10 protein-coding genes are annotated in these 14,205 nt (G+C 37.7%); 3 read left to right on the forward strand and 7 right to left on the reverse strand.

Annotation, left to right across the window (positions count from 1 at the left end; translation table 11 throughout):
* Position 1: 1 nt before the first annotated feature.
* The gene (gene ileS / locus C8N28_RS09975; protein ID WP_132224392.1) at positions 2 to 3,415 is read right to left on the reverse strand and encodes an isoleucine--tRNA ligase; all 3,414 of its coding nucleotides are present in this window, start codon (positions 3,413 to 3,415) and stop codon (positions 2 to 4) included.
* A gap of 153 nt (positions 3,416 to 3,568) precedes the next feature.
* Here ileS and C8N28_RS09980 point away from each other — a divergent pair, with 153 nt between their 5' ends.
* The 3 genes from C8N28_RS09980 to recO are packed head-to-tail and all read left to right on the forward strand — an operon-like array spanning position 3,569 to position 4,890.
* On the forward strand, positions 3,569 to 3,808 hold the full coding sequence (locus C8N28_RS09980) for a signal peptidase (RefSeq protein ID WP_132224394.1): 240 nt from the start codon (positions 3,569 to 3,571) through the stop codon (positions 3,806 to 3,808).
* Complete coding sequence (locus C8N28_RS09985; protein WP_132224396.1) at positions 3,795 to 4,163, forward strand: diacylglycerol kinase family protein; 369 nt, start codon at positions 3,795 to 3,797, stop codon at positions 4,161 to 4,163. Before C8N28_RS09980 ends, C8N28_RS09985 begins: the two co-directional genes overlap by 14 nt.
* 1 nt (position 4,164) lies before the next feature.
* Complete coding sequence (gene recO, locus C8N28_RS09990; protein ID WP_132224398.1) at positions 4,165 to 4,890, forward strand: DNA repair protein RecO; 726 nt, start codon at positions 4,165 to 4,167, stop codon at positions 4,888 to 4,890.
* 4 nt (positions 4,891 to 4,894) lie between these two features.
* Here recO and C8N28_RS09995 read toward each other — a convergent pair whose 3' ends face one another.
* From C8N28_RS09995 to dinB, 6 genes are all read right to left on the reverse strand, one after another.
* A complete protein-coding gene (locus tag C8N28_RS09995) occupies positions 4,895 to 5,881 on the reverse strand; it encodes a glutathione synthetase (RefSeq protein WP_132224400.1) in 987 nt (328 codons plus the stop codon).
* A 28-nt stretch (positions 5,882 to 5,909) separates the two neighbouring features.
* A complete protein-coding gene (locus C8N28_RS10000) occupies positions 5,910 to 7,754 on the reverse strand; it encodes a flavohemoglobin expression-modulating QEGLA motif protein (RefSeq protein ID WP_246012788.1) in 1,845 nt (614 codons plus the stop codon).
* Entirely contained in the window at positions 7,751 to 8,542 is a 792-nt protein-coding gene (locus C8N28_RS10005) for an N-formylglutamate amidohydrolase (protein WP_132224402.1), read from the reverse strand. Before C8N28_RS10005 ends, C8N28_RS10000 begins: the two co-directional genes overlap by 4 nt.
* Before the next feature lie 80 nt (positions 8,543 to 8,622).
* Positions 8,623 to 9,996: an exonuclease domain-containing protein gene (locus C8N28_RS10010; protein WP_246012789.1), complete on the reverse strand. Its 1,374-nt coding sequence runs from the start codon at positions 9,994 to 9,996 to the stop codon at positions 8,623 to 8,625.
* Positions 9,989 to 12,931: a DNA polymerase III subunit alpha gene (locus C8N28_RS10015; protein ID WP_132224404.1), complete on the reverse strand. Its 2,943-nt coding sequence runs from the start codon at positions 12,929 to 12,931 to the stop codon at positions 9,989 to 9,991. The genes C8N28_RS10010 and C8N28_RS10015 overlap by 8 nt, the downstream gene beginning before the upstream one ends.
* Positions 12,922 to 14,124 (reverse strand): DNA polymerase IV, encoded by a 1,203-nt coding sequence (gene dinB, locus C8N28_RS10020; RefSeq protein WP_246012790.1) that lies wholly within the window; start codon positions 14,122 to 14,124, stop codon positions 12,922 to 12,924. The genes C8N28_RS10015 and dinB overlap by 10 nt, the downstream gene beginning before the upstream one ends.
* Positions 14,125 to 14,205: the final 81 nt, after the last annotated feature.

Genomic DNA, 14,205 nt, shown 5'->3' on the forward strand with positions numbered 1-14,205 from the left:
TTTATTTCTTTTGAATATTGATTTTTATCTTCCAGTCCTCTATGCTTACTTCCTCGCCGATATTGAGGTCATTTTGATAAGATAACTCTTCTGCCAAAATCTCGTTGCGAATATAACTTAAATTGTTTTCAACTGCTTCACAAATTTCAGTTTGGTAACTAATATTAACAATTATTTTATCAGTTACTTCTAGTCCCAAAGTCTTTCGTAAATTTTGAATGCGATTTACAAGTTCCCTTGCAATTCCTTCTTGTTTTAGCTCAGGAGAAATATGAACATCCAGAGCAACAGTCAATTTACCCAGATTAGCAACCTGCCATCCCTCAACATCTTCCGCAACTATTTCAACATCCTCCAACCCAATTGTGTAATCCAATGCAGCCAGTTTGAATGTTTGATTTTCTTCAAGCTCTTGGATTTGAAGCGCATTTAGTTCTAAAATAGCAGAACCTACGGCTTTCATATCCTTTCCAACTTTCGGGCCAAGAACCTTAAAATTCGGTTTTATCTTTTTCCGGATAATGCCGGCTGCGTCTTTAATATACTCAATATTCTTGATATTGGTTTCCGAAAGGATCAAATCCTTAACTTTTTCAGTTTTCTCTATAAAAGATGAGTCTAAAACAGGAAGCAAGATCTTATTAAGAGGCTGACGTACATTAATTCCTGTCTTCTTACGAAGAGAAAGAACAAGAGAAGAAATATCCTGTGCTAAACCCATTCTTTCTTCCAGGTCTTTATCTATCAGAAGAGTATTTCCTTCCGGATAATTTGTAAGATGTACAGATTCCGCTTTGTCTTTTCCAGTCACTTTATTCAAATCCAGGAACAAACGATCGCTAAAGAAAGGCGCAATTGGCGACATTAATTTTGCAATTGTAGTCAAACAAGTATAAAGCGTTTGATAAGCAGAAATTTTATCCGCAGTATAATCGCCCTTCCAAAAACGACGACGTGATAGTCGAACATACCAGTTACTTAGATTTTCGTCCACGAAACTTTGTATAGCACGAGCTGCCTTTGTAGGCTCAAATTCAGTGTAATATTGATCAACCTCTAAGCATAAGCTGTTTAAGAGAGAAATAATCCATTGATCAATCTCTGGTCGCTCTTGAATAGGAATCTCTTTTTCTGAATAAGTGAACTTATCAATGTTTGCGTATAGAACAAAAAACGCATATGTATTATAAAGTGTCCCGAAAAATTTACGACGAACCTCATCTAAACCTTCTTCGTTAAACTTTAAATTATCCCATGGTGATGCATTGCTAATCATATACCAGCGAGTTGCATCAGCACCGTATTTTTCAATTGTAAGAAAAGGGTCAGCAGCATTTCCTAAACGCTTAGACATCTTATTACCATTCTTATCGAGAACCAAGCCGTTAGAAACCACGTTTTTAAAAGCCACAGATCCATTCAGCATGGTTGATATAGCATGAAGCGTAAAGAACCATCCGCGAGTCTGATCAACACCTTCTGCAATAAAATCTGCAGGATAGGCAGATTCAAAGCCTTCCTTAAAAGGATTTTTATCTCCGGCAGCAAGCTTTTCCTGATCCAAACCCCATTGAGCATAAGGCATAGCGCCCGAGTCAAACCAAACGTCGATTAAATCCAGCTCACGAACAAGTTTTTGTCCATTTTCTGATACCAACACTAAATTATCAACATAAGGCCTATGAAGATCAAAGTTCTTTTGATCAATATTTTGAAGATATGCCTTCAGGTAATCTTTCTCTTCATCTGATAAAACAGGAGAGCTTATACTTCGCTGAATATGTTCTTTTAGTTCAGCAATAGAACCAATGCAAATTTCTTCGTTTTCATCTTCACTTCTCCATATCGGTAGTGGTGTACCCCAAAAACGAGAACGAGATAAATTCCAGTCTACTAAATTTTCAAGCCAGTTTCCAAAACGACCCGATCCGGTAGCTTCAGGTTTCCAGTTAATAGTGTTATTAAGCGCAACCAGTTTTTCTTTAACAGCGGTAGTTTTGACAAACCAACTATCCAATGGATAATAAAGGATCGGTTTATCAGTTCGCCAGCAATGTGGATAGCTGTGTTCGTACTTTTTAACATCAAAAGCTTTGTTTTCTTCTTTCAGCTGAATGGCAATACGTACATCCGTTGCTCTAAAATCTGGTTGATTGCGTTCTTCCTGTGTGTAATATTCCTCTTTTACAAAGTCACCCGCATAATCCGTAATTTCTTTTACAAACCGGCCTTGGCGATCCACAATTGGAACCTCCTTGCCATTCTCATCGTTTACTAAGATGCCCGGAATGTTATTTTCTTTACAAACACGAAAGTCATCTGCACCAAAAGTTGGTGAAGCATGCACAATACCTGTTCCGTCTTCCGTACTTACAAAATCACCGTGAATAACACGGAAAGCATTTTCCTCAAGTTCCTCTGAACTTACATAAGGCATCAGCTGGTGGTAGCGAAGATTTAACAGATCTTCACCCTTAAATTCAGCAGCAATTTCCCATGGAATCAGCTTGTCGCCTGCTTTATAAGCTTTGAAATCAGCTTCAAATGCTTCTTGCTTAAAGAAGTTTCCAACTAATACCTTAGCTAAAACAACACTTACAGGAAAATGGGTATAGGCATTAAAGGTACGAACCTTTACATAGTCAATGTTTTTTCCAACAATTAAAGCTGAATTTCCAGGTAATGTCCATGGAGTTGTGGTCCAGGCAATAATCGCTGTATCTTCTTCCTCATATTCGAATAGAGTATTCAATAGGGGATGAACCTGATCTTTACGAATGCGAAATTCTGCAACAATCGTCGTGTCCTTAAGCATTTGATAGGTACCGGGCTGATTAAGCTCATGCGAACTAAGACCTGTACCTGCAGCAGGAGAATAAGGCTGAATTGTATATCCTTTATAGAGTAAACCTTTTTTGTAGAAGTCTTTTAGTATCCACCATAAGGTTTCAATGTATTCATTTTCATAGGTAATATAAGGATTCTTCAGGTCCACCCAGTATCCCATTTTCTCAGTCAGATCGTTCCATACATCCGTATATTTCATTACCTCTTTGCGGCAATAATCATTATACTCTTCAACGGTTATCGTTTTCCCGATATCTTCTTTTGTAATTCCTAATGTTTTCTCAACTGCTAATTCAATGGGTAAACCGTGTGTGTCCCAGCCACCTTTGCGTTTAACTTGAAAGCCTTTGAGTGTCTTGTACCTGCAAAAAATATCTTTAATAGAGCGAGCCATAACATGATGGATACCCGGCATGCCATTAGCTGAGGGTGGGCCTTCATAGAAAGTATATGGTTTAGAAGAAGGCCTGTTTTGGATACTCTTTTCAAAGATTCCATTTTGCTTCCAGTTAGCCAGAACTTCTTTTCCTATTTCAGATAAGTTTAAATGTTTATATTCTTTGTACATCAGGTATTTGCAGCTAAAATTGAGGATGCAAAGTTAAGAATAAATGCTTAAATTAGAAATGGATAAGAAAAGAACAAATTGGCATTGTTGCTTAATAAAGATATTTAAATGCTATGCCTACTTTTACACCATAAAAATTAGGATACGATGAGAATGAATAAGTTTTTGAGTAGAGGTCTCATAATAACAGCTTTAGGAATATTAATAGGGATTCTCGGCAGTTTTTTACAAAGAGAAGAGTATGGTATATACAAATGGGTGCTCACTTTATCTGTTGTTGTGTTTGGCATAGGGTTCCTTACCATTCTTTACAGTCTGATTCGTAAAATTGAACGTAAGAGCATTCTTGAAGAACGTAATGAGCAGCACAACGATACTGATGAAACAACCTAAACCATCACCATATCAGGGCTTCTCTTTTGCTATTGCAGGTATCATTAACACGATAAAAAGCGAGGCGAATTTCAAATTTCATATAGTGGCCGCTCTGGTGGCAATTGGTATGGGTTTATTTTTTAAACTTACTACGTATGAGTGGTTATGGATTGCTTTATCCATTGCCATCGTTATGCTTACCGAATTGATAAACACCAGTGTTGAATCATTAGCTAATGTGGTATCTCCAGAATATCATCCTTTAATTAAGAAAACGAAAGATGCCGCTGCAGGGGCTGTGCTCATTGCTGCATTATTTGCCTTCATATGTGGAATGGTTATCTTTATCCCCTATTTGATCGAAGCTTTTTAGCATGCTACACAAAACCAGAGGAATTGTATTAAGAACAATTAATCACCGTGAAACCAGTGTGATCTGCCAAATATTTACTGAAAGTTTTGGTTTGCAATCCTATATAATCAATGGTGTTAAAAGGAATAGAGCAAAAATACATATCAATATTTTGCAGCCCTTACACTTGTTAGATTTAGTAGTTTATCATAAGAATTCAGGCGGAATACAACGTGTTTCTGAAGCCCGGCAACTACCGATCTTTCAAAGCATACCTTACGATGATAAGAAACGATCGCTTGCCATCTTTATCACCGAAGTTCTTCAGAAATGTTTAAAGCAACAAAGTGCTGATGAACCACTTTTTGAATATATCTATTATGCTGTTTCCTGGTTAGACAGTACACCTGAGGTGTCTCCTAATTTTCATCTTTACTTCTTAATCAGGCTAAGTAAGTTTATGGGTTTCTACCCGGTATTGCCTACTAAAGGCAATCAAACTTATTTCGATTTAAAAGATGGAGTGTTTTGCAATTTCCCTCCCTATCACCAATTTTTTTTAGCAGATAAAGAAACTCAACAATGGATAAATCTGATGTTGAGCTCCTTCAATGATATTTATTCCTTGCAGATCTCTTTACAAGACAGACGGGTTTTATTAAATCATATTCTGGATTATTATGCCCTGCATATCGAGAATTTTGGAAATATAAAATCACATTATATATTAGAAGAAGTGTTTAGTTAAGCTCTTAAACAATTTTTCTTTCCATTGCTTTAATAACGGGTTCAAAAAAATCTACACCATTTAATCTTCCCGCATTCCCCAAGCCACCCGGGCTAAATACATTAACTTCCATTAGTTTATCCCCTACAATATCTAATCCTGTTAAAAACATGCCATCCTTAATAAGTTTGGGTGCAACCTCTTCTACAATCTCATAACAGCGTTTTGTTAGTTTGGCAATTTTAGCAACTCCACCCTGATGAATGTTACTTCGGATGTCATTTTCTGCTTGAGTGCGATGCAATGCAGCAGTTTTACCATTAACAACAATGGGCTGCCCATCTAAAAGAAACAATCGTATGTCTCCTTTTTTTGCTTCTGGTAAATATTCTTGTGCCACCACAAATCCATCACGAGCAATCGCTTCTACTATCTGATTCAAATTTTTAATATCATTCTTTATCATAAACACATTCTTTCCCCCCGAACCCTGTAAGGGTTTTAAAATAATGTGTTTATTCCGATCTTTATAAAAAGCTTTGATATCCTCAATATTTCGTGTAATAATTGTTTCCGGCCTTACAGTTTTCGGGAAATATTGGAAATACATTTTATTTAAAGCATTAGCCAATGTATTCGGATCATTTAAAACGACAACACCATGTCTTTGAGCTAATTGTCCAAATACAATACCCGCATTTTGAGCCCAAGGCCGGCGATCAAAGTCAACAGAAGGATCGTTTCTAAGCATAAGAATATCCAATTCTTTTGCGGTAACAAGTTCTTTTTGAGTTTTCTTTATTGCTTCAAGAAAGTTTTCATTGGTGCGATATTGTTTGTCAGGGCCCTTACGAGCATGTGCTCCCATCTGTTCATCTTTCATATAAGCGAGGTCGCCTGCACCGATATAATAAATTTCATGGCCCATTTTCATGGCTTGCATGGCTAAGCCTGTTGTTGTATACGCAGGTATTTCCTTAGGGGTTTGATTTACTACAAATCCTATTTTCATTGTTGTTTCTTTAAGTTAAGGTGTTTAATTAATGCTTGATCAAATTGAAAACATTTCCTCCTGATCGAATGTTTTCGATTCTAGATTCATATTTTTTGTCTAAATAGCGAGGCTTTATAGGAATTTTAGCCAATATCTGCCGATGGATTAACTCTTGTACCACCGGGATATAATCTTGCCTGATTTTACCGATTAACAGAGGTTCAATACTTTTACCTTTCTTGATGTATTCAATAATGTTGAGTAATCCTTTTAAATAAACGGCATCTTTTGTTAAACCACCACCTCTATAAACACGCATGGTGATAGTGAAAGCAGCTTTATTGCTAAATTGGTATTTATCTACCAAAACATAAAAGGTGTCTATAAAAGAACTGCCTGATATCATTTGTTGCACAGCAATAACCCGGGCAGCAATGGTTCGTAAACGATTAGGCGTTAAACCATCGGTCAGGTACTCTGAAAAAACAGCCAGTCCTTCCTGTAATTCTTCATAACCGGGAACACCTATATAAAACAGCTTTAATGGTTGGGCCTTACCATTATAATAAGTTACTACATGGGTACCTATCTCATGCTGTAAAAGAGAAAAGGCCCTGCCTTCAGATACCTGAAAGCTTTTATTGATATTTAATGTTCCCCGATTAACCAAAATGCCGTCAATATCATCCCTGATCCGAACGGCAGTTGAAATATTCGGGTCCTGTAACTTCAGCCATTCTAATTCCTTTTCGGCCATTTTTGCGAATTCAGGAGCTTTTATCATTTTTTTTTCAGGAGGTTCTTCCGGCACATCAATAGCTACTAAAAGAGCTTTCGCAGTTTCCAATAATTTCTCATCAATCGGCCCAAATAGCTGCATGCTGGTAAGCAAAAAATCAGGTTTCTCACGCTCCATCATCATATCCAGCATTCTATCAACCTCTTTTCTTTTATCCCGAAAAAGAAAAGCCAGCGTCGGATCAGAGATATCTTCGATCGGTAAATTATAAAGTTTTCTTTTGACTAATTCAGGGTCGATAGGCATCGGCCTATAATGAAAGATCGGAGGTTTTAAGTAATTCGATTTTTGAAAAGCCAGCCAGGCATCGTCTACATTAATAGGCGTAATCAATAACAGGAAATCAAAAAGATTGCTGCAATTACCTAGCTCTTCATCAATATCAAATACATTTTTCTCCAGACTGGTGGTTCCCAGCATTTGAAAATTACTAGCATTATATGAGGTATGTATTCTAACAAACTCAAAGAAACCTTTGCGAATAGCCTTGCTGAATTTTGAACGCAGATCTCTTAAGAATAGCGGGTAAGCCCTGCCGGTAGAAACATTCATATAAATAGGTGCAATTTCAAGCCCTATAAGTGTTATTGCTGATTTATTAGCGTCTTTGTCATTGATTAAAGGTTTATAATAGGGGGGAGCAACTACATTTTTACCCTTGTTTATTTCCGTTCGCATAGAACTGCCAAGGATGTTGATCTTACCAAGTTCATCTTTCAGTTTCTGAGCTACTTCCAATCCGCTTTTTTGACTTACATGAACTGTAAATGGAATGGTTTCTTCTTTTTCAGAGAGCCAAACTTCGAATAATAGAAATCCTTTAAACTGATCAGATAAATAGGTCGCAATACTCTTAACTACTTCACTACATTCTGGACAGTCTTCTGCATAGAGATAGGAAGATTCCGTTTTGCCCAATCTCGATGTAAAGCCATCTTTTCCATTCGGAGGAATTCTGTAAACCACCATAAAAGGCACAGGTTTCTCCATATTAACTAAACCATTACCGGGAATATTAATTCGTAGAGGTTCCTTCTTTTTAATTTTATCCAGAATCCGATTAATTACTTTCTTCTCAGGAGTAGTTATCATAACCGATTGTTTCTTAGTGCATTCAGTTGATGTTTTAGGATAGGTATTGAGCCAGATAAAGCTCCTCTGATGTCTTGCAAGTGATTAATAAAGACTCTGCCTGTCCATTCATCCATAAAAGTTTTCTTAAACTCAACAGATATAACGCAGCCTTCTTCGCCGAAATTATGATTAACCCATTGAGAGAAGCCACCACCTTTAAACACAATATTCTCTCGTACATCTGGATGCCTTCCATTGATAGTACAGGCAGAAAGATATTGCATAAAATGATGAATAATGGGTTGCCACTTTGGATGGTTGTTTGCAGAACCTATGTTGATTTCAGGATTATAAATATCCGGACTTGCTATACCCGGACCTTCTCTGCGGTAATTATAAGAATGGATATCCAAGATCAGGAAATACCCAAACTTGCGGATGGCTGTTTCAATCAGTTCGCTTATTCTTACATAGAACTCCTGATAATATTCCATTAAAGCACTGCCTAGAATTTCAGGAAATCCGTCTTTCCAAACCTTTAAACCCCAGGCATCTTCAGGAACCATATAAATAGCCTTATCTGGGGGACGGTTTAAATCGACTTGAAAACGTGAAGTATGAACTGTAACCCTGCTTACAGGCAGGTCTATTATATAGGCCGTATACGGATCCTCTTCGCGAAAACGTTCATGTTCCTGAAGGTGAATATGTGGTAAAACCTCAGGCGCTATAAAATGTCCGTCATGCAAGGCAACGGCTATTATAGGTGAGTCTATTTCTGCAATTTCGTATGTTGTGCTATTCATTCTTAGGTTCTATTGCAATAGAACATAGTTTTAACACGAATGTTTGAAATAGCGTTGTTTAAAAAGAAGATAAATTTTCTTTAAAAGGATAAAACCTTCTCCGGAAACCTCTCTGCATAGTTATAGATTAACTGCATAATATAATGGGTAGCAGGGTATCGCTTGATGGATTCTTTAGCATCTGCAATACTTTTTATATCTGAGTATTGTTCAATATATCCAAAACCATATGAACATCCTTTTTCTATCCAAATACAGCTTTGCTCTTCTTCATTTCTCCCTTTATCTAAAATTATAAAAGAGTGCATAGTAAGATGCAAATGTTCAATAGCACTTTGTACCCGATCATTATATGCTGCCGGAGGTAATTTATTAATTCCTATCTCAGGCTCTTTAACTTCTGATCCAATCCCAATAGCTGATTTAAATCCGCATAAATCAGGACGTAATTCAAAGTCGCGAATCATTTTGAAAAGTAAATTAAGAGCTTCAGTCTTTAAATTGAACGTATGAATATTCTCCAGCCCCTTTTTATGATTACCAACTTCGAGGTGTAGATAGCCGCTTTGATCCTCATAGGAATAAAGAGCAAATTTAGGCTCTTGTCGTTTAATGGCTTTATTAAATGCAGGCCATAAACGTTTAATTTCTACTGCTTCAAGCAAGAGGGCCATTAGTTCAGTACCACAAGCTTCATAATGAATGGAGTGGATACTCCGTAGAAAATGTTGGCGTTGCGGTTTAGGATTATGGCCTGTAAAATGAGAAGAAACCCTTTTGCGGATGTCTTTTGCTTTACCTACATATACAACCTTTCCTGTTTGATCTTTGAAATAATATACTCCCGGACAATGGGGCAGCTTTTCAAAATCTTTATGTGGCAAATTGGGCGGTAGTTGTTGCTCCTTTGATTTTTTGCCCAGCATAGTAACAATATGCCCTTCTGTATCCCATTCAAGCAAACGAGAAAAAAGAATCGCTGTGGCCTGGGCATCTCCTTCAGCGCGATGACGGTCTGTCAATGGTATTTTTAATGCATCGCAGAGTTTACCCAGACTATAGGATTGCAGTCCCGGTTTTATTTTACGGGTTAAGCGTACCGTACAAAGTTTTTGAGCATTAAAAGTATATCCTGCACGTTCAAGGTGATGCTTGATGAAGGAGTAGTCAAAATTTACGTTATGTGCCACAAACACACGACCTTCTAAAACTTTATAGATTTGTTCTGCAACTTGTCCAAAATCAGGACTATCGTAAACCATATCATCTGTAATTCCGGTCAATGCCTGAATATAAATTGGTATCGGAACTTTCGGATTAATTAAAGTCTGATAACGATCTATAATCGCTTTTCCATTATGTATCAAGATGGCAATTTCAGTTATACCACTTCCTGATGCATAACCGCCTGTTGTTTCTATATCTACAATTGCATATTCCATTGTCTTATTCACTTCTTGGGTCACTTAGCATGGGCATCCGGGCACATTTCTGTACTTCAAGAGACGGGCATCCAAAATCAATAGTTACTTTTCCAAGAATCAAATATAAACCATTACCATTTAAAGGATAAGATTTTAAAGATTGTGGGAAATGCACTGTGTCAAAAAAACGACCTTCAGCATCCAGGAAAGTACCAAACTTCATATTACTTACATTTCTTGACCGAACTTTCTTTTCAGCAATGAAATCGCCGACCATGCGCACAGTTTTACCTTCATATTTGCAAAGATCTTTTGCCATTACTTCTCCTCTAAAGCTGGATCTCGCTAAATCGAACATGGTAGCTGAAATAGGAAAACCAATCAGTTCCATCTCATCATACATATCTTCCAGAAGCGAGCTCTCTAATTTAGGTAATACAGGTTGTTTTGTGTTAAGAGTTTCAAATAAGGTTGCCGTGCCTGCTTTTTGCTGTTTCCCGCTTATTAGCAAGTGTGCTTCCCATAATAGCTCTTTCTTTCCTGTTCCTGTAAATCGAAAAGCGCCGCAACGAATCAGCACGACCAGTTGTTCTAATCCTGCCCCGGTTCGCAATATAAAGTTCTCTAAACTCCGGTAATTTCCATTCTGTTTTCGCTCATCAATGATTCTAAGTGCCAGCTTTTCTTCTAAGTTCAGCAGACAATCAAATCCCAGATAAATGTCCTTGCCGTCAATACTGGTATTGTATTTACTTTTATTTACGCAGGGTAAACAAATCGTGCCGCCTGAATTCCTTGCTTCATTTACATATACTTTTCGTTGGTAAAATCCACCATAGTTATTCAGTACAGAAACCATAAACTCCAGTGGAAAATAGGTTTTTAAATATAAACTTTGGTAACTTTCTACTGCAAAAGAAGCTGAATGTGCTTTATTAAAAGAGAAACCTGCAAAACTTTCCATCTGCCGCCATATCTCTTGAGAGATATCTTCCGGATAACCCATTTCCTTACAATGATGAAAAAACTTACGATGAATATCCTTCAGGTCGTCTTCATAGTGCTTTTTTCCACTCATCATTCTCCGCAATGTATCAGCATCTGCTAAATCCAAGCCACCAAAATAATGACCGATTTTCATCACATCTTCCTGATACACCATTACTCCATAGGTTTCTTCAAGTTGCTCTTTAAAAACAGGATGCATATATTCTACCTTCTCAGGATCATGATGCCTTTCGATATAAGTTTTCATCATGCCGCTGGATGCCACGCCTGGCCGAATAATGGATGAGGCTGCAACCAGTACCCGATATTCATCACATTTTAATTTGGTCAGTAACTGGCGCATAGCCGGGCTTTCAATATAAAAACACCCAATGGTATTAGCAGTTTTTAATTGATGCGCAATCTTCTCATCCTTAAAGAAACGTTGAGGGTCATTTGTTTGAATGCGTAACCCTTGATTTTGAAAAACAATCTCCCTGCAATCCTTGATATGGCCAATGCCTCGCTGAGAAAGAATATCAAACTTTTCAAATTTAATTTCCTCAGCAACATACATGTCGAATTGTATAGTAGGCAGGCCTTTAGGAGGAAAGTCCAGAGCCGAATAATAACTAAGAGGCTTCTCTGAAATCAATACACCCGAGGCATGAATGGTTCGCTGGTTTGGAAAATCGGCCATCTGATCATAGACACTCAAGATCATATTCGTGATCTCGTTTTTATTGAGCATATGCTGTGGCTCATGCACCAATCTGTCAATATCACTTCTGGGCAATCCGTATACCTTTCCCAATTCCCGAATGATAGACCGTGAACGAAATGTACTAATGGCACCCATTAATGCTACCGTACCCTTTTCATATTTATCAAAGATGTAATTATAGATCTCATCCCGCTCGTTCCAGCTAAAATCTATATCAAAATCGGGTGAAGTTTTCCGCTTGGGATTTAAAAAGCGCTCAAAATAAAGATCCAGTTCAATAGGACAAACATCAGTAATACCCAAACAATAGGCTACTACAGAATTGGCGCCGCTTCCTCTTCCCACATAATGAAAATTACGAGAACGTGCATGCCGGCAAATATCATCTGTAATCAGGAAATAGGACGCAAAGTTTAAATTTTCAATGATCTCCAATTCTTTCAAGACCCGAGCCATAGCTACTTTATTGTTTTTTCCATAGCGCCGTAGAAAACCTTCCATTGCATATTGATGTAGCAATTGATTATCTTCATAGCGGCTACTTCTAAAGTTCTCTTTATTTTTAACCTCTTCGAAGTTGAAACTGAAAGAGCATTCCTGCAGTAAATTTTCCGTATTACGGATCAACTGCGGAAAATCTTTATAAAGTTGCAGTAAAGCTGCTTTGGATATTAGTACTTCATCTGCTGCAGCAATTTGGTTGGGTTTCAATTGAGAAATAAGAAGATTATGATCTATGGCCCGTAATTGCCGATGCAGCAAGTGTGCCTGTTCATCCTGAAAGCTAAGCGGTTTTAATATCACATAACGCTGATATGCAGATGAGGGCCCCAGCGCTATCCGGTTTAATTGATCCGGGCGAACACCAATATACTCATAATCACGAAGAGGGCTGATAAGTTGCTTTCCATAGGGGTAAACTACAAAAACATGATTAAACTCAGGAGCTACAAAGGGTAGGAGTGAGTTTTTCTTATTAGCTGCTGTCATGAGCTCATTAAGCTCTTTAAAACCTTCTTCATTTTTTGCAATGCCAATAAATAGCAGCTCATCAGCATTGCGGAATTCCATTCCCACCAATCCGTTTAAGCCTCGTTTTCTGCACTCTTTGATAAACGCCAAGGATGCTGAACTATTATTGATATCTGTCAGGACAGCTGTACCATAGCCATTTAAAAGCAAACCTTCTACCAGTTGCTCAATACTTAGCGTGCCATAGCGCAAGCTATAATAGCTATGTACATTTAATAGCATCTTTTCTCTTTCCTTTGAACTTCTTCCTTCAAACTTACTGCCCGCATAATTTTATCGGTACCAAAGTGCATTCTGATATAATCCATGGCTACACCCAGATTCAGTTCCTTAATTCCATCATCAAATAAATCTACCTGATGACTTCCTGCTATCAGATTACTTAGTTTAACTCCAACAAGTCGTATCAGCATCCGACGGCTATATAGTTTATCAAACAGTTCCAGTACCCGTTCTGTCAATATTTTCTCCGAATTCGTATACGTGATTTTCATTTGTCTGGTATGCGTATCGAAATTACTATAACGTATTTTTAAGGTGATACAAGCAGTTAATTTTCCCTCTTTACGAAGATTGAAAGCCAGCTCGTCGATCATGGTGATAAGAATTTTTCGCAATAGAGTCATCTCAATGGTATCTATTTCGAAAGTATGTTCGCTGCTCATCGACTTCTGCTCTGAAAAGGGAATTACAGGTGCATTGTCTAAGGCATTGGCTTTCTTCCAAATACTTACTCCATTTTGTCCCATTACCCGATGCATCGTCTGCACTTCCATTTCCTGTAAAGTTCTGATCTTTGAGATCCCCATATTCCGTAACAGTGTATAAGTTTTTGCACCTACCATCGGGATCTTTTTAATAGAAAGAGGTGCCAGAAAGCTTTTCTCAGTACCCGTTTCTACTTGTCGCTCACCACTTGGTTTAGCGGTTCCGGTAGCGATTTTACTTACCGTTTTATTAATAGAAAGTCCGAAAGATATGGGTAAGCCGGTTTCTTTAATAATCCGCTGCCTGAGTTCCTGAGTCCATTTCCAACAGCCAAAAAACTTATCCATCCCTGAAACATCCAGGTAATGTTCATCAATGCTGGCCTTTTCAACAATGGGTGCTCTCTCAGAAATAATTTCAGTTACCATGGCCGAGTATTTGCTGTACTGATCCATATCGCCTTTTACCAGAATAGCTTCCGGACAAAGTTGTCTGGCTAAGCGCATAGGCATGGCACTATGCACTCCGTATTTTCTTGCCTCATAGCTGCAAGATGCCACTACACCGCGATCTGAACTTCCGCCAATCAATACAGGCTTATTTATCAATTCAGCATTCTGCAGTCTTTCAACCGATACAAAGAATGTATCCAGATCACAGTGTACAATATGCTTTTCCATAATTTCTTTAGCAAAGCTACGAATCATTAGTTCATTTAGCTAACAATAATAGTAAAACTATTTTAATTAGTAGCTAGAGTGAAAGAAATAATGGCTAAAAATAAAAGA

Source organism: Albibacterium bauzanense (assembly GCF_004339765.1).
Taxonomy (GTDB): domain Bacteria; phylum Bacteroidota; class Bacteroidia; order Sphingobacteriales; family Sphingobacteriaceae; genus Albibacterium; species Albibacterium bauzanense.